Source organism: Nostoc sp. C057 (assembly GCF_013393925.1).
GTDB classification, from domain to species: Bacteria; Cyanobacteriota; Cyanobacteriia; order Cyanobacteriales; family Nostocaceae; genus Nostoc; species Nostoc muscorum_A.
Genome location: NZ_CP040281.1, coordinates 1023464 through 1049575, shown reverse-complemented (window position 1 = coordinate 1049575; position 26112 = coordinate 1023464). Strand labels below are relative to the sequence as shown.

22 protein-coding genes and 1 pseudogene are annotated in these 26112 nt (G+C 41.7%); 17 read left to right on the top strand and 6 right to left on the bottom strand.

Going from position 1 to position 26112, the window contains the following annotated elements; genetic code table 11:
• Window positions 1–35 precede the first annotated feature (35 nt).
• The 7 genes from acnB (at window position 36) to FD724_RS04315 (ending at window position 6201) form a co-directional block, all read left to right on the top strand.
• The gene (gene acnB / locus FD724_RS04345) at window positions 36–2696 is read left to right on the top strand and encodes a bifunctional aconitate hydratase 2/2-methylisocitrate dehydratase (RefSeq protein WP_179071708.1); all 2661 of its coding nucleotides are present in this window, start codon (window positions 36–38) and stop codon (window positions 2694–2696) included.
• Window positions 2697–2858: 162 nt separating this feature from the next.
• Window positions 2859–3290, top strand: coding sequence for a hypothetical protein (locus FD724_RS04340; protein WP_179071707.1), 432 nt, complete (start codon window positions 2859–2861; stop codon window positions 3288–3290).
• Window positions 3291–3306: 16 nt separating this feature from the next.
• Window positions 3307–3957, top strand: coding sequence for a hypothetical protein (locus tag FD724_RS04335; RefSeq protein ID WP_179071706.1), 651 nt, complete (start codon window positions 3307–3309; stop codon window positions 3955–3957).
• A gap of 247 nt (window positions 3958–4204) precedes the next feature.
• On the top strand, window positions 4205–4417 hold the full coding sequence (locus tag FD724_RS04330) for a hypothetical protein (RefSeq protein ID WP_179071705.1): 213 nt from the start codon (window positions 4205–4207) through the stop codon (window positions 4415–4417).
• Between the two features lie 8 nt (window positions 4418–4425).
• The gene (locus FD724_RS04325; protein WP_179071704.1) at window positions 4426–4575 is read left to right on the top strand and encodes a hypothetical protein; all 150 of its coding nucleotides are present in this window, start codon (window positions 4426–4428) and stop codon (window positions 4573–4575) included.
• Between the two features lie 376 nt (window positions 4576–4951).
• Window positions 4952–5488 (top strand): universal stress protein, encoded by a 537-nt coding sequence (locus FD724_RS04320; protein WP_114085853.1) that lies wholly within the window; start codon window positions 4952–4954, stop codon window positions 5486–5488.
• A 347-nt stretch (window positions 5489–5835) separates the two neighbouring features.
• Window positions 5836–6201, top strand: a complete 366-nt coding sequence (locus tag FD724_RS04315; RefSeq protein ID WP_114085852.1) for a DOPA 4,5-dioxygenase family protein — start codon at window positions 5836–5838, stop codon at window positions 6199–6201.
• Between the two features lie 88 nt (window positions 6202–6289).
• Here FD724_RS04315 and FD724_RS04310 read toward each other — a convergent pair whose 3' ends face one another.
• Entirely contained in the window at window positions 6290–7675 is a 1386-nt protein-coding gene (locus FD724_RS04310; protein WP_179071703.1) for a Rieske 2Fe-2S domain-containing protein, read from the bottom strand.
• 68 nt (window positions 7676–7743) lie between these two features.
• A complete protein-coding gene (locus tag FD724_RS04305; RefSeq protein ID WP_179075410.1) occupies window positions 7744–8628 on the bottom strand; it encodes a pirin family protein in 885 nt (294 codons plus the stop codon).
• A gap of 271 nt (window positions 8629–8899) precedes the next feature.
• On the opposite strand from FD724_RS04305, the gene FD724_RS04300 reads away from it, so the two are divergent.
• On the top strand, window positions 8900–9757 hold the full coding sequence (locus FD724_RS04300; RefSeq protein WP_179071702.1) for a class I SAM-dependent methyltransferase: 858 nt from the start codon (window positions 8900–8902) through the stop codon (window positions 9755–9757).
• Window positions 9758–10079: 322 nt separating this feature from the next.
• On the top strand, window positions 10080–10529 hold the full coding sequence (locus tag FD724_RS04295; protein WP_179071701.1) for a DUF1648 domain-containing protein: 450 nt from the start codon (window positions 10080–10082) through the stop codon (window positions 10527–10529).
• A gap of 108 nt (window positions 10530–10637) precedes the next feature.
• Here the strand turns inward: FD724_RS04295 and FD724_RS04290 are convergent, their stop codons facing one another.
• Both FD724_RS04290 and FD724_RS04285 read right to left on the bottom strand, forming a co-directional pair.
• A complete protein-coding gene (locus tag FD724_RS04290) occupies window positions 10638–11288 on the bottom strand; it encodes a hypothetical protein (protein WP_179071700.1) in 651 nt (216 codons plus the stop codon).
• Between the two features lie 338 nt (window positions 11289–11626).
• Window positions 11627–13025 (bottom strand): annotated as a pseudogene (locus FD724_RS04285) (IS4 family transposase).
• A 118-nt stretch (window positions 13026–13143) separates the two neighbouring features.
• Here FD724_RS04285 and FD724_RS04280 point away from each other — a divergent pair.
• Window positions 13144–13518 (top strand): hypothetical protein, encoded by a 375-nt coding sequence (locus FD724_RS04280; protein ID WP_179071699.1) that lies wholly within the window; start codon window positions 13144–13146, stop codon window positions 13516–13518.
• 805 nt (window positions 13519–14323) lie between these two features.
• The gene (locus FD724_RS04275) at window positions 14324–14902 is read left to right on the top strand and encodes a Uma2 family endonuclease (RefSeq protein WP_179071698.1); all 579 of its coding nucleotides are present in this window, start codon (window positions 14324–14326) and stop codon (window positions 14900–14902) included.
• A gap of 153 nt (window positions 14903–15055) precedes the next feature.
• On the opposite strand, the gene FD724_RS04270 is transcribed toward FD724_RS04275, so the two are convergent.
• Together FD724_RS04270 and FD724_RS04265 are read right to left on the bottom strand one after the other, a co-directional pair.
• Window positions 15056–15703, bottom strand: coding sequence for a response regulator transcription factor (locus FD724_RS04270; protein WP_179071697.1), 648 nt, complete (start codon window positions 15701–15703; stop codon window positions 15056–15058).
• 1 nt (window position 15704) lies between these two features.
• Window positions 15705–16925, bottom strand: coding sequence for a sensor histidine kinase (locus FD724_RS04265; protein ID WP_256874449.1), 1221 nt, complete (start codon window positions 16923–16925; stop codon window positions 15705–15707).
• A gap of 199 nt (window positions 16926–17124) precedes the next feature.
• Between FD724_RS04265 and FD724_RS04260 the strand changes: the two genes are divergently transcribed.
• The 6 genes from FD724_RS04260 to FD724_RS04235 all read left to right on the top strand — a co-directional run bounded on the left by FD724_RS04260 (window position 17125) and on the right by FD724_RS04235 (window position 25862).
• Window positions 17125–17610, top strand: a complete 486-nt coding sequence (locus tag FD724_RS04260) for a hypothetical protein (protein ID WP_179071695.1) — start codon at window positions 17125–17127, stop codon at window positions 17608–17610.
• Between the two features lie 135 nt (window positions 17611–17745).
• Complete coding sequence (locus FD724_RS04255; protein ID WP_179071694.1) at window positions 17746–19026, top strand: S41 family peptidase; 1281 nt, start codon at window positions 17746–17748, stop codon at window positions 19024–19026.
• Window positions 19027–19071: 45 nt separating this feature from the next.
• The gene (locus tag FD724_RS04250) at window positions 19072–19980 is read left to right on the top strand and encodes a hypothetical protein (RefSeq protein WP_179071693.1); all 909 of its coding nucleotides are present in this window, start codon (window positions 19072–19074) and stop codon (window positions 19978–19980) included.
• 20 nt (window positions 19981–20000) lie between these two features.
• Window positions 20001–20966 carry an RNA polymerase sigma factor, RpoD/SigA family gene (locus FD724_RS04245; RefSeq protein ID WP_179071692.1) on the top strand — a complete coding sequence of 322 codons (966 nt, stop codon included), beginning with the start codon at window positions 20001–20003 and terminating at the stop codon, window positions 20964–20966.
• Window positions 20967–21207: 241 nt separating this feature from the next.
• Window positions 21208–22743, top strand: a complete 1536-nt coding sequence (locus FD724_RS04240) for an efflux RND transporter periplasmic adaptor subunit (RefSeq protein WP_179071691.1) — start codon at window positions 21208–21210, stop codon at window positions 22741–22743.
• Window positions 22740–25862 carry an efflux RND transporter permease subunit gene (locus FD724_RS04235; RefSeq protein WP_179071690.1) on the top strand — a complete coding sequence of 1041 codons (3123 nt, stop codon included), beginning with the start codon at window positions 22740–22742 and terminating at the stop codon, window positions 25860–25862. Before FD724_RS04240 ends, FD724_RS04235 begins: the two co-directional genes overlap by 4 nt.
• Window positions 25863–26112: the final 250 nt, after the last annotated feature.

Here is a 26112-nt window from a genome sequence, read left to right as displayed (position 1 = left end):
ATTAAAGATAGAACATCCCAATGGAGAACATAAAAATGCTAGAACAATATCGTAAACACGTTGCTGAAAGAGCAGCACTCGGTATTCCCCCTTTACCATTGGATGCGAAGCAAACCTCAGAACTATGTGAATTACTGAAAAATCCGCCAAAGGGTCAAGAGGATATATTATTACATCTATTGAGCGATCGCGTTTCTCCTGGTGTTGATCCAGCAGCTTATGTCAAAGCCGGATTTCTCACGGCGATCGCTAAGGAACAAATCACCAGTCCGTTGATTGCGCCCATCGAAGCAGTGCAATTGCTGGGCACAATGATCGGTGGTTACAATGTGCAATCTTTAATCGATTTGCTGCAATTGCCTACTGTATCCGTCTCTGACTCATCCGAAACACCTTTGGTAATGGGTGGACAAGGAAAGGAACCCATCGCCGCTTATGCCGCCAACGCCTTAAGCAAAATCCTCTTGGTGTATGACGCTTACCACGATGTTTTAGAGTTGTCTAAAACCAATCCTTTCGCCAAGCGGGTGGTTGACTCTTGGGCGGAAGCTGAATGGTTTACCCTTCGCCCCACAGTTCCAGAAGCGATTACTGTCACCGTTTTTAAAGTTCCTGGCGAAACCAATACCGACGATTTATCCCCCGCCCAAAGCGCCACAACTCGCCCGGATATTCCTTTACACGCTTTGGTAATGTTAGAGTCACGGCAACCAGGAAGTTTACAAACCATTGCCGAACTGAAGAAAAAAGGGCATCCTGTAGCTTACGTAGGAGATGTAGTTGGTACAGGTTCCTCGCGTAAATCTGCCATCAACTCAGTATTGTGGCATACAGGAAATGATATACCTTTTGTGCCAAACAAACGCGCTGGGGGTTATGTTTTAGGTGGTGCGATCGCGCCAATTTTCTTTAACACAGCAGAAGATGCCGGTGCTTTGCCTATTCAGTGCGATGTCACCAAACTAGAAACAGGCATGGTAATTACCATCCATCCCTACAAAGGCGAAATTACCAACGAAACAGGCGAAGTCATTTCCACCTTTGCCCTCAAACCTGACACCATCCTCGATGAAGTCCGCGCAGGTGGACGCATCCCCTTACTTATTGGACGTACCCTTACCGATAAAACTCGTCTTGCACTTGGTTTAGAACCCAGCACTGTATTTACCCGCCCCCAGGAAGGCTTTGATACAGGCAAAGGCTACAGCCTAGCCCAAAAAATGGTAGGTAAAGCTTGTGGATTACCTGGTGTGCGTCCCGGCACATCCTGCGAACCCATTATTACTACCGTTGGTTCACAAGATACCACAGGCCCCATGACCCGCGACGAATTGAAAGAACTCGCCTGTCTTGGTTTCAGTGCAGACTTAGTGATACAGAGTTTCTGCCACACAGCAGCTTATCCCAAACCAGTAGATATCAAAACCCATCACGAACTCCCCGATTTCTTTGCATCTCGTGGCGGCGTCGCCCTCCGTCCCGGTGATGGAATCATCCACTCTTGGTTAAACCGGATGCTGCTACCCGACACTGTGGGAACTGGCGGCGACTCTCACACCCGCTTCCCCTTGGGTATTTCCTTCCCCGCCGGTTCTGGATTAGTGGCCTTTGCAGCCGCCTTGGGTGTGATGCCTTTAGATATGCCAGAGTCAGTTTTGGTAAGATTTAAAGGAGAATTGCAACCAGGTATCACCCTGCGGGATGTCGTGAATGCCATACCCTACGTAGCAATTCAAAAAGGTTTGCTGACAGCAGAGAAGCAGAATAAGAAAAATGTTTTCTCTGGGCGAATTCTCGAAATCGAAGGTTTGCCAGATTTAAAAGTTGAACAAGCCTTTGAACTCACCGATGCTAGTGCCGAACGTTCTTGTGCCGGATGCACAATTAAGCTGAGTGTAGAGACAATTTCTGAATATCTGCGTTCTAACATAGCGTTGCTGAAAAATATGATAGCACGGGGCTATCACGATCCACGTACCATGCTGCGCCGTGTGGCCAAGATGGAAGAATGGTTAGCAAATCCCGTGTTATTAGAAGGTGATGCTGATGCGGAGTATGCCGAAATAATTGAAATCGATTTGAACGAAATCAAAGAACCAATTGTTGCGGCTCCCAATGACCCTGATAATGTTAAGTTATTATCGGAAGTTGCTAACGATCCAGTGCAAGAAGTATTCGTTGGTTCTTGTATGACGAATATTGGTCATTATCGGGCAACAGCAAAAGTTTTGGAAGGTGCAGGTGAAGTGAAAACTCGCTTGTGGATAGCACCACCAACCCGCATGGATGAACACCAATTAAAAGAAGAAGGTGTATACAGCATTTTTGGCGCTGCGGGTGCTAGAACAGAAATGCCAGGATGCAGTTTGTGTATGGGTAATCAGGCGCGAGTTGCTGATGGCACAACAGTGTTTTCTACCTCTACACGCAACTTCAATAATCGCATGGGTAAAGATGCGCGAGTGTATCTTGGTTCAGCAGAATTAGCCGCAGTTTGTGCGCTGCTGGGGCGGCTTCCGACAGTGCAGGAATATTTGGATATTGTGGCGAGTAGAATTCATCCTTTTGCAGATGATTTGTATCGGTATTTGAACTTTGATCAAATTGCTGGTTTTGAGGATGAAGGGCGAGTGATTGCGTTGGAAGATATGCCGAGACTTGAAGATATTTTGGGTATGCCTACTGCGGCAAGGTAGGTAGTGTTTAAGGAAAAATTTAACTTGCCAGTTTACAAAGCGCGCCAAGAACAAGACAAGATTAAGTCTTTAAATCTCTTGGCGTTTTTTACTAAATTTATACAATTCTGCTAAAGCAATAATGATAATATGTATGTGTAACAACATACACACATTAGCCCTGTGGATTTAAGCAACATACCCAAACCCATACTATATGCCTCAATTAGTGTTTTTTTACTTGTAGTAGGTTATGGTGCTGCAAAGCACGTTCCAGGACTTAATATCTCAAATGAGCCAAATAATGACAATCCAGCTTCTAAAGTTTCAGATTCAAAGAGTGTCAAAATACTTGTTTTAGATGAAGACTCTCAACAGGCTGTGGTTGGAGCAAAAGTAACAATGGAATCTGAAGGTGGAGTTGATTCAGATACAACTGATAATTTAGGTTTTTTTCGAGTTCAAATACCAAATACAGATTATGTAAGGATTCGTTTGAGTAAAAATGGTTGTACTCCTTATAATCAAAATATAAATTTACTAAGCAATCCTGATAGACCTAAACAAATTATATTGAAATGCTCTAAAACCAATATACCTAGCCCTAATAAATAACTGATGTAATCTATCAATGTCATCTCTACGACAGCATTTTCAGCGTATAAAAGAAATAGTTGATTGGAGTTGGACTCTAGCGCTGCTTTGTCTCATCGGTTATTTAACGCTAGGGCAACTTGTCCAATTGTATTGGGTAATGCTGTTTTTAGGGGGTGTGGCAGGTAGTTTCGGACTTTTTTATGAATTTTCATGTGAAAAATTGGCAGAGCTAGATTCTCTTGATACTTATGAACTTCAGAAAGCTAATGCATCAGCTGCTGCGGCTCAAGTTATACTTAGAAAATTTGCTACCAGAAATCCTACAATTACAAACTACTCTTCAAATTTTGTAAGAGCAAAAGAGCAAGTAGATAACACTATACAAACTTCCTATAATAAGTTTCATGAGAAAGCTTATCAAAAAAGACGGTCTACTGAGCAAAAACCGCCAAAACCAACTCAACAAATACAACCACCGATAAGACACTCATCTCCACAAGGCTCAACACCACCTAAGCCAACACCACCAACAACGAAAAAATTAAGTATATCAAGTAAGGAAAAACTTACTGAAGCTGAGTACAGACGTATTTCTAATCAAAGTGATTATGAGCCAGTTCGAGGATATATAAGAAAAAATGGAACTCCAGTAAATGGGTATTACAGACGAAAACGACGAAGGTAATAAAAGTTACGATAATAATAATCAACTGCCTAAAACTGCTAATCGCACCCTTGCACTTCGCACACAGACCTAACCCCACAACCCCCTTCCCTACGTTCGCGCAGCGTCTCGAAGAGAGGGAAAGAGAAATCTGGCTCCCCTCTCCGCTTCGCAGAGGAGTTGGGGGAGAGGTCAATCCATGCGATCGCGATAAACTGTTAAAGTCTAATTACCTGACACCAAGCTTTTTACACATAGGAGTTATAAAATGCTTGAAGTTAACAAAAATTATGTTCTCGACGAAAATCAACAACCTATTGCCGTACAAATTCCTATCGCTGAATTTGAAAAAATTGAAGAAATTCTTGAGAATTACGGTTTAGCAAAACTCATAGAGGAAGTAGAGGAAGAAAAACTACTATCAAAAGATGAAGCCCTAAAATATTATCAATCACTAAAACAAGAAAATGTGGCAAGTTGAAAATGTTTATGGAATTCTACACAACAGTTTTGCGAAAGAGTGCGGGTTATTGGGTTGCTTTATGTCTAGACAATGGAATAGTAGGACAAGGGATAAATCAAAAAGCAGCAATAAACCAACTTAATGAAGCGATCGCATCTTTTTTTAGAAGTCTATAAAATATAAACTGATATTTACTGTACTTGAGTAAGTATAGAAGAATTACATGAGTTTTTGGCAGTGAAAAACACTAAATCCATCTGATAAATCCATACTTTGAATCAAGGTACTCGCATTTGAAAAACATTCTATACGTAGTTGAGTGTATATTATAAAACCGAATACTTCCTCGTAATCAAAGATAAATGTTTGCTTTCCTCACAAGTTCCTCAAATTGTTTTGCTATATATATAAATATGGGGCGAAAACCTTTAAGAATATTTAAATTCAAAAATCGCTAAACATAGTTGAGAGATTAGTCATTTTTGATAATCCAGCATTTGGAAATCTGAAACAGTAAAGACCAATTACCAATGAAATAGGAGGTCTATTATGATGTTTAAAAAGATTTTAGTTGCATTAGATCGCTCAGAAATAGGGCAACAAGTTTTTGAAGAAGCATTGAGTTTAGCAAAGTTAACACAAGCTAGCTTAATGTTAGTCCATGTTCTATCTCCAGAAGAAGAGGGTAGCCCTTACGTACCTATGATGTCTAATTTTGACTACTATCCAGGATTAACTAGTCAAAGCTTTGAGTTATACCAAAAGCAGTGGGATACCTTTAAAAATTTGGGAATCCAGATGTTGCAATCTTTCTCTGCACAAGCTAACACAGCAGGTGTAAATACAGAATTTACGCAAAATGTTGGTAATCCTGGCAGGACTATTTGTGACTTAGCCCATAGTTCTGGCACTGACTTAATTGTTATGGGGCGGCGGGGTCATTCTGGGCTAATGGAGTTATTTCTCGGTAGTGTGAGTAACTACGTTCTTCACCATGCTTCTTGTTCGGTTCATATTGTGCATCTTTCAGCTGCTGTTAAAAAAAATGAAGTTGTCAAAGAAACTACAAGTACTTTAAGCGTTAACTAATTACTACTTTGTCAAACTAGTTTTGAGGGTTTGTAGTAAGGATTTTAGGGTTTAGAAGAGAAGGACTAAAGTCCTTACTACGAACTTGCTTACCATTAATTTAAACTTGACAGACTACTAATATTGCATAAATCATTGCCAGCCAAATTCTGAATTTGGTTTATTTTCAACTACCCAATTACCTCAATTAATGGCCTCTATAGAGTTAAATCGCTACAGACTATCCTTAACTGCACGGTATTAGGCTAAAATTGAGCGTAGGCGTAGCCCGTCGTAGACATCGCTTTTTCAGTGAAAAAGAAAAAGTCCTCTACCCAAAATTAGAGTTGAGAGCAAAAAGTGGATCTATGAAAGAAGATACCATTGAGATCGCTGGTTTTCATGCTCATGTTTACTTCGATGCTGCAAGTCGGGATGTCGCTGCGCGTGTACGTGAAGGATTGGGCGCTAGATTTGACGTGCAACTCGGACGCTGGTTTGACAAGCCTATTGGGCCCCACCCAAAAGGGATGTATCAAGTTGCTTTCTTACCGAATCAGTTTGATAAAGTCGTTCCTTGGTTAATGCTTAATCGTGAGGGATTAGATATTCTCGTCCACCCTGAGACAGGCGATGCTGTCTCAGACCACGCGGTTTATTCTCTCTGGTTAGGAGAAAAGTTAGATTTGAATATTGAGTTTCTTCGACAACTTAGTTCGACTTCATCCAATTAAGAGAAGTAACGCACTTTGTTGGGTAAAAGTTATGGGCTAAGGCGTGAAACTTGATGATGACTAAAGTGCCCACTACAAACTTCTGATGTTAATTTTCATATAATTCAACCACGGGTAAACCTTTTTTGGGAATACTGCTGAGAAAGCGTTCTCGAATTGAATCTAATTTATAGCCACAAATTAAACTTAATATACCAAGTAAAACTGGTGTGATGACTATGTTTATAGGTAGATTAATTACGATTAGTAACAATGCTAAAATGGTCAATCCTAGCGTCAAATTTTGACAAAAACTTTTGACTTTATCTATCAAAGCTAGAGATTGTCGACAACTAGGGCAATGCTTTGTATGTCTGTGCCAGATATCGTATAATTGCTCATCACTTAATTCTTGAAAAGGTGCTTCTGCTACTCCCTGCAATGCAGGTTTACCACCGGCAAATTCATCTAACCATTTCCGAAAAGTAACGATGCCAAGGTCAGCTACTGAAGGCATAAAATATGACTTTTGCCAAGTTCTATTCACCACAGATTCGTTAACAGCTTGAGAGTGCATCATTGATAAATCTTGGTTACTCAACTTATAGCTAGATGAATGTTTTAACCCAGTTTGTAAATATTTGGGCAGAAGCTCAAACCAGAAATTACCTTTTTGTGGAAGGGTATCAGCAATAAATTTACCAATTTGTTTACAATAACCTGATTTTGTGGGCACAAAATACAACTGAAATAAAGCAAATTTACCATTAGAATATTTATAGCTGGTTGTATTAGAACAGGGTGGAGTGAACTTCCTAGTCGCATCCATATCTTTGTTAAAAATATTGTAACCAGAATGTTTTAACGTAAAACCATCTTCAGCAGACATTTCTCCAAACACTTCAAAATTTTGTATAGGTATTGCTCTTTCTGGAGAAAATCCAGCAATTCCTTTATGCAAAAATTGAGCGTGAGAAGGATCAAAACTACTTTCAACAGAGACAGTGTAACCAACAGGAACTTCTGACATAAACCAATCGGTCAATGAGCTATCAAGTTGAGATTCTGGCATCAGGGCAGGTTGTTTTGAAATGCTATCTTCAAAAGCAGTAGGACTATCATCTGCCCAAATCCACAGTAATCCTTGTAGCACTTGAGTAGGGTATGTTGTTACTTGCGATCGCTCACTATTAAAAGCAGCTTTTAAAGCCTTTTCATCACTCAACATCGGAATATTTGTACATTTTCCTGCCCCATCAAAACACCAACCATGATGACGACACATTAGGTTTCCATTTTCATTGATACTTCCTAAAGATAACTGCGCCAATTTATGGGGGCAACTATCATCCATTGCTACCCAATTTTGATGTTTGTCTCTCCAGATTACCAGTTTTTTTCCAAGCAAAGTGATGGGGGTCGGATAAGAGGGTTCCAGATAGCTGACGGGAGTTATTGGATACCACTGTTTAGTCCAAGAGAAGCTAGTTATCATCAAATTAACTAATAATTCAACTTTTTTAATTAGGTTTGCGATCGCGCATCCGCAACACCATACTGGTACTAGAAGGGGTTAGCCTCTGTCACCACTTCTGGCAGTGGAATAAACTCTGTCTCTTCTGAAACGTTAGTAAAGCGGCAATCTTGCCAATCGGCTTTTGCTTGCTCTATCCGCTCTGGTCGGCTAGAAACAAAATTCCACCATTTGTAGCGTGTACCCAATGGTTCACCACCAATAACAATACACCGAGCAGGAGCAGCAGCAGAAACCTTGATTTCATCTGCTGGTTCTAGGATGGCAAGGCGATATGGCTCTAGCAGTTGCCCATTAATGCTCAAACCTTCTGTGACACTGTATACTGCCCTCTCTGAATAACCAGTGGGGATAGTAAAGTGACCATTGGCAGACAGTATTACATCTAAATAAAGAATAGGTGAGAAAACTTTGACTGGTGAAGTGTACCCAAGTGCTTGTCCAGCAATGAGTTTGATAATAGCGCCATTCTCTTCCCAGGTAGGAAGGGTTTGGGCAGGATAGTGAGTGAAGCTTGGATCGATTTCTTCGTATTCTACAGGCAAGGCGACCCAGGTTTGAATGCCATGAATGGTGCTTTCTTTTTGACGATCACTGTCTGGCGATCGCTCCGAATGTACAATCCCTTTTCCCGCCGTCATCCAGTTTACAGCACCCTGTTGAATTTCCTGCACAGTGCCTAAACTATCGCGGTGCATCAAAGCACCATCAAATAGGTAAGTTACGGTGGCAAGATTGATATGAGGATGTGGTCGGACATCGATACCTTTGTTGGGTGGCAAAACAGACGGGCCAACATGATCAAAGAAGATAAACGGCCCAACCATTTGACGATGAAGATATGGCAAACTGCGGCGGGCAACAAACCCACCCAAATCTTTAACTTCAGGTTCAATCAGTTGAAGTATTGCCATAAGTGATGGGGGGTGATTGGTAAATGCTGGAATCATTATAAGTAGATCCACCAGAAAAAAGCTAAACTTTATGAGTTATTTGTTTGTGCGATCGCTTCTGGCGGGCGCTTCGTGCCATCGCTCCTCTTCGGTCAGGAGTCAGAATGGGCTAAACCCTAGCTATCCGCTAACAGAATGAATTCTGTTTCGATAAACAACCTAGAGAATCAGGCATAACACGATTGGAAGGGGCTATTTGCCCTTATGCTGACGGAAAGGAGAAAAAACATTTATGAGACAAAATCCTATACACCGCCAAAGCTTGCTAAAAATCCTGATTCTAGCTTTATTTATATTGGCATCTGTGATGCCCCCCAGTGTTCTAGCTAACGAGAGCGGAAAATCCCCAACTTTCGATGGCACAACAACACTCCAAACCATACTTACTAGCAGTCATCGCTCCCTTGCAAATCGCGATCGCGACAAGTACCGTCACCCCGCCGAAACTCTCAAATTCTTTGGTTTACGCCCCAACATGACTGTGGTTGAATTATGGCCAGGGAGTGGGTGGTATACCGAGATATTAGCCCCATTTCTAGCATCAAAGGGACAACTCATAGTTACTAACTCTGCCAGTAGTAGTAAATCCACCTTAGCTTTCCAACAGAAGCTAGCAGCTAATCCAGAGGTTTTTGGTAAGGTTAAAGCAGTTCCAATCAATCCCCCAAACGAACTTATCTTAGCCCCAGACAACTCTGTAGACTTAGTTGTTACCTTCCGCAATATTCACAACTGGGTCAGTGCTGGCTATGCCGAGCAGGTTTACGCGGCGGCTTACAAAGCACTCAAGCCAGGGGGCATTCTGGGAGTGGAAGAACACCGCGCCAAACCAGGCATTTCTTTACAAGAGAGTATAAAAACTGGCTATATGTCTGAAGATGGGGTAATTGCTGCGGTGGAGAAAGCAGGCTTCAAATTCGTGGGCAAATCAGAAATTAACGCCAACCCAAAAGATACTAAGGACTATCCGGGTGGAGTCTGGACACTACCTCCAACCTTGAGCCAAGGTCAAAAGGATAGGGAACGCTTCGTTACTATTGGAGAGAGCGATCGCATGACCCTAAAGTTTGTCAAACCCAAAGTCCCGTAAAGAAGGGAGAAGGCAGTATTCCAACTGAGCCTACTGCTTCAGACAAAAGCGATCGCACTAATCCACCAACACCCCATCCGCACAAGCAATTCCCCACTGTGGAAACTTCGCCAAAAGCTTTTTAATCACAATCTGCAAGGCCGGATCATCATCCCAGCATTCCTGCAAGAAGTCAAACCCCGAATTCTGCCCCGAATTCGCCGCAACTTTGAGCGTAAAACCCCCGAATTATATTCGGGGGATATAAGCTAATAAGCTAAATTTATTTGGCATTATTTATGCTAGACCTGATATTGTAATTCCTGGATTCCATTCGGCACAGATGCTAAACTTGAGCGCACTGGTAGGACTTGTAGGATTATTCGGCATCGCTATTTACGCTTGGTCAACATTACCCGATACTATACCTGTCCACTTTGGATTTGATGGACAAGCCGATGGTTGGGGGAGCAAAAAAGTTCTGTGGCTCTTACCAATTGTCGGTTTAGCAATTTATGGACTTTTAACATTTATTAGTCGTTATCCCAATACATTTAATTATCCAGTTGTAATTACTGAACAAAATGCTTTGCAGCAGTATCAAATTGCTTGTTCAATGTTGGATTGGTTAAAAAGTGAGATGGTTTGGATATTTGTTTACATTGAATGGCAAATATTCCATTTAGCGACTACAGAAAATCCCAATTTAGGGGTATGGTTTATGCCTGTAACATCAATAATTATATTTGGGACAATTGGATATTGGTTGAGTCAATCTTTTCTGGCACGTTAACACCATACAAAATATTCCTCATCTGCGGAAATTACCATACAAACCTTATATCCCTCTACCCAGTCATAGCAAGAGTTTCAAGTTATGAAGTGTGCCATAGCTGATGGTCTATTGAGTAGTACCAATAGCAGATTTCAATTGAAGTTTAATATTTGTACCTTTTTTAAGGGCAACTTCTCCACCAGGGCTAGACAAAACAAAAGCAGCCGCAGCAGCACCACCTGCTAGCCCACCATGCTTGAACTTGGCTTGATTACCAAGAAAATGACCTGCAATTGTACCACCTAAAATAATCCCTGTATTTTGAATGAACTTACCTTTGGTTTTTGTTTCTAACTTGGTGTTTACTAAAGTTGCATCAATGGGATAAGATGAACCATTTTTAAGCGAAATATCATCAAAAACTAAATGTAAACTTGCTTTTTTTCCTTTAGCAGCTTTGACTACATCTTCCAGGTGTCCCTGTATTTGACCTTCTTGAAGAACTTTATTGACTCCGGTTGAGGAATTCTTGATTTCTAAAACAAAGCGGTCATTATTTTGGCTTTTACTCGTAGATATCTCTTGTTGAAGAACAGTCTCAAAACTTGTTCCAGCAGGTACAGATATTTGTTGATTATTTGGTTGACTAGATGTGCCTTCAGAGAGGGCAGTTTTATTGTTACTAGAAGTATTGTCAGTCTTGGTATTAGTTTTATTACAACTTGATGTGCTACTTAATAAAATAACACTCAAGAACAATGGCAACAGATTTTTCATAGCGACGATGTTGATGTAATGAATAATAACAATACAATCTTTTCAGAGTTTTTCGGTTATTTTTATGGAAAACCTGGCTCAAAATCCTTGAAAGCCTTATTCTGTAAGTATTTCATTTAAAACAAAGTCAATACTGCTCGGTTAAGGAAAAATAGATAGTGGAATAAATCATAATTTGTTCGCGTATGATTTACGAGAACAAAAACAGCTAAAAACGTTGCTTGTACCTAAAGGCACTCTCGAAAAATTTAATTGTCAATTGCTGAGAAGATTTTTAACCTGTTGAACTATAAATTGAGAATGAACAATTTACGGTATCGCCTAAATAATAGATGTATTCAACTTGCTTTCCTGAAAATTTGAAAGGATAATAGTTGTCGAGGAGTGCCATTATTTCTATGACATCGTTTTTTACTCGGAAATTTTGAGCGAGTTTTCTTGACGACTCTGGGATTACTTCTGTGCTGTGGTGGTGGAATTTTTAAATCTTTTATTTCCGAAATTAACCAGCTAAAAAATACATTGATATCTGGGAACATTTCTATTGCAATCTGGAACAAAGGGATAGCGCGTCTAACCACTCTCAGGCTGCCAGTAAAGCTTAGACGTAATGGTGATAATCCTACTTTTTCAGCACTTTGAAACATTAAACAACGTATACAGTAATGTCCCAGTAACCAGCCATAAATTTCTTGGACTACTTCACGAGGATTTTTCGAGCGGATAAGAGTTTTTCGCCCTAAAAGATGAACTTTTAATTCATCCAAAGTATTCTCTGCTTCCCATCGCTGGTGATACTCAGTCGCTAGAAGTAAAGCTGGGAAAATTGTAATATCCATCAAATCAGTAATCAGACGATAAACTTTTTCTATCCCATTCTCTTCAACAACATATTCAATTACACGGATGGGTATTCGGGTTGCACCCTTCTTTTTAGATTGACCATCAGGTCCAATCCAAGACAAATAAGAACCATCGTCAAAAGTTTGAACGACCTCGAATTTAACGTGGGCTGGTACACGTCCAAGAATATGGCATTTTTTTTTTAATTGCAGCATTAACCATCTTGAATGAATGTAGTCCCCTATCCCACATCAGCAACATCCCATCACTAACACTTCGTAATAATTTTAAAGCTCCTTTTCTTTCACCAATTCGATAAGGACTAATGAATGCATCAGTAATTAAATGAGTCCCTGCTTCTAGTAAAAAAACTAATCTGGCTTTAGGAAATGCTGGATATGTACCAGGACGCGAACCTGGATAACCAAATACTCTGGCATTCTCTTGAGTCTCAGGAATGTCCATTACTGTCCCATCTACAGCCATTATTCTTAACCCTCCCAAAAAAGCACCTGGTGTTAAAGGCGTTGCTAATGGCTTTGCAACCATCTCAAACAAACGTGTCATTACAGATGCTCCGGTTCGTTGCCGTGCTTCGGTAATTGATGAAGAAGTTGGTGTTTTAAAACGTATTAATTCCGGTATGCGTAAACTGGCGAAACCATGAATCAGATTTTTGAACACCGATACAATAGAGTCCGATGACCAAAAACTCATGGCTATTACCAAAACCACAACTACATGAGTCGGAAGTATTCGTTGTCGTTGTCCAACAGAAGAAGTACTGATAATTGCGTTCGTTATGGTTTGAGATGGAATTACTTTATCCATTGCCAGAAGTAATTGGCTTGGGGTAATGTATGGCTGTTGAACCTCAAAGTTAACAAGTGACATTAACAAGACGGTACTTACGTTTAATTTTGGCTGTAAAATAATATAAACTAAATTCGGACTTGTTCTCGTAATCAATACGCGAACACTGCGATCACCATAAGCACTCTTGTTTTGCCAGATGGTTGACTCTGACATTATTTCTAGAGCCGAACTCATACAACAAGCCATTGCGACGTTACAACTCTCCATTCAACAAATTCAGACTTCGGGGGAAGTTGCACCACCTGGTTGTTGCGTTTTGCGTTACCAAGCACGCGGGAAAAAGCAAGCTTACTGGTACTATAAGTTACATGCAACCAAACCAATTTTTTCCACAACTCAACCTAACAAATTGAGCAAATACAAGCATTTGGGTAAGGCTGGAAGCTCTGCCCATATTAATGCTGTTCTTTCTGTGGCTAGAAGAACCCAAATCGATTACTTAACAGAGTGCATCGACTCTCTTCGTCAAAATTGGGTGGACTTGTACGATAGCCTCAAAGAGAAAAAGTAAGTCTAATTATTTATTTTGTTCGCGGACAGTTTACGCGAACAAAATCTTCCTTGTTTTACCCTCTATTTCTCCTTAACCGAGCAGTATTGAAAACAAAGTTATAATTCTTTATCACCCTTACCCCATCTGAACTTTTCACGGGAAGTACTGAAACCCTCCTCAAGGCTGGCGGCAGAAGCTCTATTTCGCAAGCTAATTAGCGGGGATAATTGCTTCTTGTGGTTCAAAAGACGGATATTTCTCTGGTATATCTGCTGCTGATTCTGTCTCTCTCAATCGCCAAGTTAGTAGCAGTCAACAGCACTATCTACCAGGTTAATTAGGACGATGCCCTCGCTGAATGATACTTGTAGGGCTATGAGATTTTTTCAGCGATCGCTCAACCACTACAATATATTTTCTGAATGTGGGAATTTATGTAAATTTAACCACATATATCTAACGAAAGTTTACAATATAATTACTGAAACTAATCTAGTTACAATTAAAATTAATTAAAGCAGCTTTAACGGGGTGAGAGATGAGGCTTAATGCTGATGTTGCCAGCATTAACACACAAATTGACTTTAGACGAAGCATAGCTGTAATTGAGTATCCAAAATTTTGTTTAAATCTTAACGATTCGTTATTGACAAGTCAACCGAAGTTTAGAATATTTGTTCAGAATTCATCCAATTCACCAACGGCAAAGAAATATTGGTAGAGATAGCGTAATGTTGGGAGCTTGGGAGAGTATTGGAATATGCCAGTATTGAAATATCCAAAAATTAGTAAAATATAAGTTTAGAGAGTAAAAAAAGGGTTTATGACCACAGCAGTCAAGAAACTTACCCTTGAAGAGTACCTTGCCTATGATGATGGCACAGATACTAAGTACGAACTTGTGGATGGAGAGTTGGTTCAAATGCCACCAGAAAGCGATAGAAATAACTTAATCTCTCTTTATCTACTGTCACAATTTCTCAAGTTTGTTCCGATTCAACTCATCCGTCATAAAGATACGGAACTTGTGGTCATAGGCAACCGGACTCGTGTGCGACTGCCTGACTTGATGATCTTAACGCAGGAGTTATTAGAAGCGATGGCTCTCGGACGGGCTACAATCACTCCAGAGATGCCGTCGCCAGTAATGGTAGTTGAGGTTGTGTCCCCAGGAAAGGTAAATGAGGATAGAGACTACCGCTATAAGCGCTCTGAGTATGCAGCACGGGGTATCCCTGAATACTGGATTGTTGATGCCCAGAAAGCCCAAATAACCCTACTAACTCTGGTAGATGGATTATATGAAGAATCTGTGTTTCAGGGGACGGAGATTATTAGATCAGTGATTTTCCCAGCCCTGGATTTGACCGCAGACTTAGTATTAGCAGCCGGACAGATATAAAATTCAATGTATTTAAGGTGGCGATCGCTAATAATTTGTATGGCTAACCCAGTAAGTGAAAAAGTTCCGAAGCAGATGGATAATTTAAAACCTATCTGTAAATTATTCTATCTTTTTTGCTGGTACCAGTCATTTATGAGCAAGATAACTTATTTATTTAAGTCCACTAAACAACGAATGGGCAAACAAAGCGGCTTGAGTGCGATCGCGCAAACTTAAGCGACTCAGAATATTGGTAACATAATTTTTAACAGTGTTTTCTGAAAGAAACAGGGATTCAGCAATTTCACGGTTATTAGCTCCAGAAGCAATTAACCGCAACACATCTAATTCTCTGGGTGTAAGTTGGGCCAATTCTGGAGGGGGTTCCACGGATGGCACAGGTACGGCAATCGGTATAAGTGCTTTCTCAAACAATCCTGGACCGAGTAGAGTTTGTCCCTTATAGACGGCTCGAATTGCCAACATTAGTTCATCAGGTTCAGTATCCTTGAGCAAATAGCCCTTTGCACCCACCTGCATCGCCTGGAAAACATACTCATCATCATCAAAGGTGGTCAGGACGAGAACCTTAATGTCAGGATATTGTTGAGCGATCGCTTTTGTTGTGGCAACTCCATCCATTACAGGCATCCGAACATCCATTAGCACGATATCAGGTTGCAGTGTGGGAATTTGTTCGAGTGCCCGTTGACCATTCTCCGCCTCACCGATTACCTGAATCTCTGCATTCGACTCAAGCATACTCTTAAGTCCCTGGCGAATAAGATGCTGATCGTCAACTAATAAAATCTGAATCATACTAAAACACCAACAGCTTTGATAGTGGCAAACAAACAGAAATACAGCAACCTGTTCCTAGTTGACTCTGGAGATTCAACTGAGCGCCCAGTGCAACCGCCCGTTCTCGCATCCCTTGTAGCCCAAATCCGGTTGTATTTTGAGTGGGGTTAAATCCTTTTCCATTATCTTCGATTGACAGATGAATCATCCCAGCGTGAGCCAGTAGTCCAACGGTGACACTTGTCGCCTGAGCGTGTTTGCAAATATTTGTCAGCGATTCTTGCACAATACGGTATAAGGCCGTGTTTACTTCTGTTGGTAAAGTGTGCGGCACGTCAATTTTACAGGATGGTTCGATACCTGTGGTTTGGTGAAAATCTGTCAGCAGCTTTTCAATAGCTGATTTGAGAGATTGTCCTTGCAAAGGATTTGAACGTAAAAGAGAAAGCGATCGCCGAATTTCTAGCAGGGCCTCAGCGCCCAATTCCTTTGCCTGTTTGAGAAATGTTAATGCTTTGTCATTATTTGATTCCCAGAACAACAGGGTGTTGTTAATCTGAATAGTTTGGGCAACTAGAGTGTGTCCTAACCCATCATGAATTTCGCGGGCAATTCGATTGCGTTCCTGCAAGGTTGCCTGATCTTCAATCCGTAGCGCATACTGACACAGTTGTTGATTAGTGATCTCTAATTGCAGATGAGCAATTTCTAACTGCTCTCGACTTTGGCGCTCTGCAAGCAGAGCATTGATTAACAATAAAGCGAATACTAACGTTAGGCTAAACAATAATATATTACTTAATCGCCAATCCAAAGACATAGCGATCAGCTTTTCTCTCATAAACTTATCAGGTACAATCGGTCTTGATAAAACCAGTGTTCCATAAGTAAGCAGAGATAAACCCAAGACAAGCAACTGTCCCGATCGCTTAAATATTAGACAACTCCGCATCACCAATACTAGACACAGCAGGAAAACGGAGCGACTAGATAAGCTATGTTGAGTTGTTGGCAGCAAAATTAAACCGAATTCTAGGGCTGTATAAAATAATTTTGTTTCCAGCTTCACCATCGGTAGTCTCAAACCCATCAAGCTGAAAGTTGCAATCGCAACAACTCTTAACAGCAACGACCAGGACAACTCAAACGGCAGCACAACTTCCATGAACACTGCCGTGGCTAATAACAGCCACTCTAGGTAAAGCAACAGACGAAACGATGGGTAGGTTAAGAGAACCATAGAACTGTTCCAACTCAATGGCCTTTTTAACAAAACCATAGGTATTTTCACAATTTTAGAATGAAACTCTTCTTTCTATATAACGAATCTCTCTCTAGTATGAATAGAGCCGTTCCGACTGATTAAGCATTCCTAAATTAGGAAAAAAGTCACAATAACTTGAGTACTTTTTTACTGGTCAGGTTAGGAATTCTAGCTCATGCACAAATCTATCCCGACTTTTAAGATTAGCTGGTGTAAGCCAAGTAGCAACTTTTTAAACATTCTCTCAGATAAGCACCCGTATTACATACAACAAAAACCAGAGAAGTCAATGATTAAAAAACAGATAATTTTACCAACTCTTTTATTTGCAACTATCCTCATTGGAGGAATGACAGGTTGCACCAGTTCTAAGTCTCCCGATATCTCTCAAAGTGATAACTCTGGGACAAAGGTGTCTGATACCAACACTACTGCACCAAGCTCTCCTGGAGTGAATACGCCGGAACGCGCCCAGAAGCGCGAAGCAATTCGCCAACAAGTTGAGGCAGTTCTGACTCCAGATCAAGTAAAGGAATTGTCAGCGAAATTGCAACAAGGTGAAAAAATGCGTAAAGCAGTGTTCAGTCTGAATCTCACGGCTGAACAAAAGACTAAAATTCAGGATATTTTTAAGACTGCCTATCCCCGCCGTAAAGGGTAATCTCAAGATAATTCGTAGTAGTTTTATCAAACAGAATTCAGGAGTCAGTCGTCAGAATTCAGAATGAATTCTATCTAAATTGTGAATTCTGGATTCTGTATTCTGTATTCTGTATTCTTCTTCAATAATTAAAATATGTTCAAGCAAAAATTGATCGTCAGGATAGAACTCGCAGTTATTGCCACAATCCTGGCAGGAACTAGTCTCTACACTTCTAAAGTTCTAGGTAAAACTCAAGCTACCTCTCAAAAGCTAGTAGATGAGGTGTGGCAAATCCTAGATAAAAACTATGTTGATGCCAACTTTAACCATCAAGATTGGAAAGCAATTCGACAGCAGTATCTTAGCCGCTCCTATAGTTCTAAGAAAGAGGCTTATGGTGCAATTCAAGAAATGGTGGCTAAATTAGGCGATCGCTACACGGAGTTTTACGACCCCCAAGAATTTAAAGCCCTAAATAGCGATATTTCTGGCAACCTTAGTGGTGTAGGGCTGGAACTGGCAGAGAATGAAAAGACTAAAGCTTTAACTGTTGTTGCCCCAATTGAAGGAACGCCTGCTTTTAAAGCAGGTATTTTGCCGGGTGATTTAATTGTCCAAATTAACGGTCAAATAACTCAGGGAATGAAAATAGAGGATGCCGTTAAGCGGATTGTGGGCCCGGTGGGAACCAAAGTAGTACTCACGATTAAACGGGGTAGCCAATCCCAAACTTTCAAGCTTACCCGTGCAAATATTGCTATCCACCCTGTAACTTACAACACCCAAACAACGGCGGTAGGTAAGATTGGTTACATTCGTTTACCAGAGTTTACGCAAACTGCACCCGCCCAGATGCATCGGGCAATTGAAGCACTAGAAAAACAACAGGTGCAAGGCTACGTTTTGGATCTGCGTTCCGATCCAGGTGGACTGCTGGATGCGAGTTTGCAAATTGCCAGTATGTGGTTAAAGCAAGGAGCAATCGTGTCTTTGGTAAATCGAGATCAAGTTAAAGATAGCTATAATGCGTCGGGACATCCTCTTACCAACAAACCCTTAGTGATACTAGTCGATAAAGGATCTGCTAGTGCTAGCGAAATTCTGTCGGGAGCGCTGCAAGATGATAAGCGCGCCACGTTAGTAGGGACTCGCACCTTCGGGAAAGGTTTGGTTCAAGCCGTAGAGCCACTGGATGATGGTTCGGGGCTGAAACTAACGATCGCCAAATACTACACACCGAAAGGTCGAGATATCAATCATGTCGGCATTGCACCAGATATTAACGTGGAGTTAAGCGAGGCACAACAGAAAGCATTAGTGGAAAACCAAACCTTGGGGACATTAGCCGATCCTCAGTATGCTAGCGCCGTTGCCGACCTGAGTAAATTGATTCAGTCCGGGGCCAATAGTGTGAGTTTGCAGGGTGACAAATAAGTATACGGATACTTTTGACAATATCTACCATCGTCACTTTCAATCATGTCAACCCGCAAACCCCAACGACTTCAAATGTGTGAACCAGTTCCAGGTTTGCAAACCTTGGTTAAACTGAGTAATACTGCTTTAGTGCGGACAGTAATAACTACTGTTACCCACCATCAGCTAGTGATCGTAGGAGTTGTATTTGTTGCTACCCTGCTTTTTGCGATGCGGGAAAATGCCCCTTGGTTGACAGTGCCTAAACAGGTGGCAATTGAATTCTTTTCTGCTGTATCCCAATCGTTAGCTGCTTTATTGGGGGTATTAATTGTTTTCCTCACCTTTACTAGTCAGCTAATCGCTCAAAGACGACATGAAGATTACTATACACTTCAGATCCAGATTGACCAACTCATTCGTCTAACTCAGTCTCTTCCCACCGAACTAAGTAATTTGGATCAAACTCTAATAGCACTAATTAACTATTTAGTTCCGTTGCATTTAAAGGATTTTCCAATCTGGGCAAATAGTCCCCAGATGCTACCTGTAGAAAAGCTTTTAGATAATTTCAAGAATGAAGATGAATGGGCGCAAGTGCAGCCAGAATGTTCATTAGCTACTCATTTACACCGACAACAAATTTTACTTGTCATCAATAATATGGAAGAAATACTGGAGGGATTTTCCAGACTTTACAATCGCATTCTGGAGATCAGCCGTTTTATTCTCGCGATCGTTAAGTTGTCATTTCTTCTAGGAGTTTCGCTCCTGTTTTTGCTGTTATTTGGAATTATCGATTTGCAAAGAAAGTTTCCCGATCTCAGTCTACCTGTAATTGTTTCTCTAGCAATTTGGGTGTTGATTGCTCTTTTAGAGCTAGTGCTTGATACCTGGTTTTTTTATAAAAATCTTTATGGTTCTTCGAGTCACTATCTGCGATTTTTTCCTAATCCAAAAGACCCTAATTAATAGGCAGAGACTAACTCACTATGAGTAACTTAACATTCTCAGATACTAAAGCTAGTAACACAAATAAAGCTACAACTGATACAATCCGTGCTTATCTGAAAGAAATTGGCAGGATACCTCTGTTAACCCAGGAGCAAGAAATTATTTTTGCCCAAGAAATTCAGCAGATGATGACAATACTTGCTGAATCAGAAAAACTGGCTGTTGAATTAAAGCGTACACCCACGCTGTCAGAATGGGCTAGCCAGATACAGTTAAGCGAACAGGAACTACTTCAGCAGCTAAATCAAGGGAAAAAAGCCAAGCAGAAAATGATCACGGCTAATCTCCGCCTGGTGGTATCAATTGCCAAGCAATATCAGAGACGTAACTTAGAACTGATGGACTTAATTCAAGAAGGTACATTAGGTTTAGAAAGAGGGGTTGAGAAATTCAATCCGGCTCTAGGATACAGGTTTTCAACCTACGCTTACTGGTGGATTCGTCAAGGAATTACCAGAGCGATCGCCCAGCAAGGACGGGCGATTCGATTACCCATTCACATCAATGAAAAATTAAACAAAATTAAGCGTGTTCAGCGAGAGTTATCTCAAACACTGGGTCGTATTCCCACCAGTGCGGAAATTGCTAATGCACTTTCTTTAAAACCTAGTCAGATTCGAGAATTTCTGCTTTTGGCTACTCAAACTATCTCTCTCGATATTCGAGTTAGCTCAGAAAAAGATTTAAGATTACAAGACTTAATAGAAGATTATAGATATTCTTCTAGTAGCTATATCACAGAAGAATCTCTCAATCAGGAGGTTAAAAGTTTATTATCAAATTTGTCTCGCCAACAACAAGAAATATTAAATTTGCACTTTGGGTTGGCAGGTGGAGAAGAACTTTCTCTACAACAGATTGGTCAGCGTCTGGGTATTAGTCGAGAACGAGTGCGGCAGATAGAAAAACAAGCTCTCAAACTTTTACAGCAGCAGTTAAGTTAAGTATTGAAAAAGAATTCAGAAGGCAGAATTAAGAATTCAGAATAAATTATTACGAAATAACGTAGACACGTTCGCGTAGCGTCTCGTAGAGAAGTGGCTTGCCGCAGGCTACCGCAGAGGCGCAGAGGACACGGAGAAATGGGAGTTTGAGAGATATTTTACGTAAGTCCTATCATACTGAATTCTGGCTTCTGACTCCTGAATTATGTTTTTAATAAACTAAAATCCAGTGGAGGTTCTGATGAACCATGAAATTGCTAATGAAAGTTTGACTGAAAACGAGAACAGTATAGAGCCGAAGTTACCGCGATCGCCAAAAAAGAAAAAGATTAGTTGGGTAATTTTGGGCGTGCTGTTGCTGACTGGGTTGGTTTTTTTTGGTATCCATACAAGTGCAGCCAAGTCAGACAAAACTGAAAAATCTGGACGTAATAAACAGCAAGTGACACCTGTAACTGTGGCAATGGTGACACAAAAAACGGTTCCAGTGCAATTGCAGGCGATCGGTAATGTGCAATCGGGTTCTACGGTATCGATTACGCCCGAAGCTAGCGGACGGATTATTGGGGTTTATTTTAAGAAAGGTCAAGATGTGAAAAAGGGACAACTTTTGTTTACCCTAGATGACCGATCGCAAACTGCTGCAATCCAGCAAGCTCAAGGAACTGTTGCCAAAGACCAAGCTTCGGTACAGCAAGCCAGAGATGCATTAGCCAGAGACTTGGGTCAGGTAGACCAAGCGAGAGCCACTTTAATAAAAGACCAAGCCTTGGTGCGACAAGCCCAAGCTAATTTGGCCAAGGATCAAGCCCAAGCAGAATTTGCTCAGGGACAGAGCGATCGCTATAGTGCATTGTACAAAAAGGGCGCGATTAGTTTAGATCAAGCACAGCAATACGTTTCTAACAGCAAATCGGCTACAGCAACTCTGCAAGCAGATCGAGAAGCGATCGCTAATGCTGAAGCAGTTTTGAAAAGCGATCGCGTGGCGCTGACTAATGCTGGCGCAGTTGTCAAAGGCGATCAAGCTGCGATCGCTAATGCTCAAGCCGTTGTCCGTTCCGACCAGGGAGCATTAGACAATACCAAAGTGCAATTATCTTACGCCAAAATTTATGCGCCGATTGATGGCCGCGCTGGCAATATTTTGGTGACTTTGGGCAACGTGGTACAAGCTAACAGCACGACTCCACTTGTTACCCTGACCCAAATTCGCCCGATTCAAGTTGCTTTTTCCATTCCCGAAACAAATCTGCCCCAGGTACAAAAGTATATGCAGAATGGCAAGCTGAAGGTAGATGTGACATTCCCCAACGATCAAGCTCATCCCGCACCAGGTGTTTTGACATTTGTCAATAATACGGTTGATAACACCACAGGGACAATTCAACTGATTGGCGACTTTGATAACACTCAGGGACACTTGTTTCCCGGTCAATTTGTGAACACAACGCTAACGCTTACGGAAGAACCCAATGCAACGGTTGTACCTTCTCAAGCCGTGCAGAATGGCCCGGATGGCCAGTTTGTCTTTGTAGTTAAGCCAGACATGACGGTGCAAAATGTCCCAGTTACAATTAGCAGCACCATTAATGGACTAGACGTGGTTGAGAAAGGGCCGCAACCAGGCGATAAAATTGTCACCGATGGTCAAGCGAATCTTGTTTCGGGGAGCAAAATCCGCATTAAAACAGGCGGCAATGACTCAAATGGAAATTCCTCGAAGTCTAGAAGAGGAAGAGGGGCAGGGGGCAGGGAGCAAGGGGGTGAATCATGAACCTCTCAGAACCATTTATCCGTCGCCCGATCATGACGACTCTGGTGATGACGGCGATTTTGATCTTCGGTTTCATGAGTTATCGCTTGCTGCCAATCAGCGATTTACCCAGTGTGGATTATCCCACAATTCAGGTAAGCGCCTCCCGACCGGGAGCTAGCCCCGAAACAATGGCAGCATCGGTTGCCCGTCCCTTAGAGAAGCAATTTTCCAGCATTGCTGGACTCGATTCGCTCAATTCAACTAGCACTCTGGGACAGACTCAAATTACACTACAATTCAACTTGAGTCGCAACATTGATGATGCAGCGCAGGATGTAGAAGCAGCCATATCAGGAGCATCGGGGCAAATTGCGACGGATTTACCCAATCCTCCCACCTACAGCAAGGTTAACCCCGCAGATCAACCAATTCTTTACCTTTATCTTGATTCTCCCACTCTGCCGCTTTCACAGGTAGATAACTATGCCGAGACTTATTTGGCGCAAAAGCTATCTACAATCAATGGGGTGGCACAGGTAGCTGTCTACGGTTCCCAAAAGTATGCGGCTCGAATTCAACTCGATCCCCAGCAATTGGCTGCGCGGCAAATTGGGTTAGATCAGGTGGCAACAGCGATTCAACAGGGTAACGTCAATTTACCTACTGGCAGTCTTTCGGGTAATCATAAGAATTTTACAGTCCAGACTAACGGGCAACTTGAGGATGCAGCTGCTTATCGCCAACTGATTGTGTCTTATAAAGAAGGAACGCCCATCTATCTTAATCAACTGGGTAGGATTATTGACAGTGTAGAAAATGACAAAGTAGCAAGCTGGTACAACAATACCCGCGCCATTATTCTCACCATTCAAAGACAGCCCGGAACCAATACGGTACAAGTCGTAGACACGATTAAGAATTTGCTGCCAAAGTTACGAGAGCAGATTCCGGCATCCGTGGAAATTGGAGTTCTCTATGATGCGTCTCAATCAATTCGAGATTCAGTAGATGATGTCAGATTTACCTTAATTTTGACGATCGCTCTAGTTATTTTAGTAATTTTCATCTTTTTGCGGAACCTCTCGGCGACGGTGATTCCTAGTTTGGCATTACCCGTTTCGCTGATTGGTACTTTTGCGGTGATGTATTTGCTGCATTACTCACTAGATAATCTGTCACTGATGGCGTTGACCCTTTCGGTGGGTTTCGTAGTGGATGATGCGATCGTCATGCTAGAAAATATCGTCCGTCATATCGAAATGGGGGAACCTCCCCTAGAAGCGGCGTTGAATGGGTCGAGAGAAATTGGTTTTACAATTCTGTCGATGACCCTTTCTTTGGTTGCAGTCTTCATCCCCATGTTGTTCATGAGTGAAGTACTAGGGCGATTATTTCATGAATTTGCTGTGACGATCGCAGTTGCAATTCTCGTCTCTGGTTTTGTGTCTTTGACTTTGACTCCCATGTTGTGCAGCCGTTTTCTGCGTCCTGTAAATCATGCTAATCAAAGTCGGTTATATCAAGCTTCTGAATATGTCTTCGATCGCTTCCTCGGTTTGTACGATTGGAGTCTGAAAAAAGTCTTAAAATATCATCGCACCACGATGATTTTATCTGTCTTTCTCTTGGCGGTGACAGTTGGGCTGTTGATGGTAGTTCCCAAAGGCTTTATTCCTAGCGAAGATACAGGACAAATTACAGGTATTACCCAAGCAGCCGAGGATGCGTCCTTCGATAATCTTGTCCAACATCAGCAGACAGTTGCTAACCTGATTCGCCAAGACCCAAATGTAGATGCAGTCAACTCCAATATCGGGGCGGGAGCCAGTGCTAGTGGAGGTGGGGCAGCAGTTGCAGCCAATTCTGGAAGTTTGTTTATTCGGTTAAAACCGCGATCGCAGCGCCAACAAGGGGCCGATGAAATCGTGCAAAATTTACGAACCAAACTTGCCACTGTTCCAGGCATCCAAGTATTCTTACAAAATCCGCCAGCGATTCCCATTGGCGCTCAACAAAGTACAGGACTTTATCAAGTTGCACTTCAGAGTTCTGATGTCAAACCCTTACAGGAGTATGTTCCCCAACTTGTTACCAAGATGAAGGAGATGACAGAACTCCAGGATGTCAACAGTGATTTACAATTTGCTTCCCAGATTCAAATTGACATTGACCGCGATAAAGCCTCAACTTATGGCATCACGGTCGAGCAAATCGAAAATACCCTCAGAAGTGCCTACGGTTCCTATCAAGTGTCAACCATCTATGCAGCGACCAATGAGTATCAGGTAATTTTGGAATTAGCACCACAGTATCAGGAGGATATCAACGCTCTTTTGACATTGTATGTTAACTCCAGCACTGGAGTGGCAGTTCCTCTGAAGACATTCGCCAAACTATCTCAGGGAGTCGGCCCGTTAATGGTCAATCATAACGGTCGGATGAACGCCGCCACCATTTCCTTTAACCTCGCCCCCGGTGTGTCCTTAGGAAATGCCAACGAAGAGATTCAAAACCTGATTGATCGGGTAATTCCTGCCAGCATTAGCACCAGCTTTCAGGGTGCAAGTCAGGTATTTCAAAGTTCACTGCCGAGTTTGGGTTTATTGTTAGCGATCGCCATCCTCGTAATTTATCTGATTCTGGGTGTTCTCTACGAAGATTTCATTCACCCGATTACGATTCTTTCCGGTTTGCCGTCAGCAGGTTTTGGGGCATTGTTAACGCTGATATTATTTCATGTCGAACTCAATGTTTACTCCTTCATAGGCATCATTCTCTTAGTGGGCATTGTGAAGAAAAACGGGATCATGATGGTGGACTTTGCAATTGTTGCCCAGCGAGAAGAAGGGAAAAAACCGTCTGAGGCGATTTATCAAGCCTGTTTGGTGCGCTTCCGTCCAATTATGATGACGACGATGGCAGCATTAATGGGAACTTTGCCGATTGCGATCGGATTTGGGGCTGGTTCCGAATCCCGCCGTCCTCTAGGAATTGCAGTTGTGGGCGGACTGGTATTTTCTCAGATATTGACTTTGTATTTAACACCCGTGTTCTATATCTATATGGAATCGTGGCGGAAGAAGCTTAATGAAGTTAAGTTCCGGGGGGTGTTCTCATTTACAGGTGGGCGATCGTGATATTCAACTTTTTAGACGAACCGCAGAGACGCAGAGGACACAGAGAGGAGAATCAAGAGAGTTTTATGTGTTGAAACCAGATATTAAAGCCGTTTTTTCCTATCTTCTGTGTTAAAGTCCAACATTCAGTTAAGTATTTCTTTCTTCTCTCAGTGTCCTCTGCGCCTCTGCGGTTCGTAAATAGTTAAGCCTTAATCCAAACGTATTGCTATTTAGCGATCGCATCGCTACCACATTTCTGGGATAACAA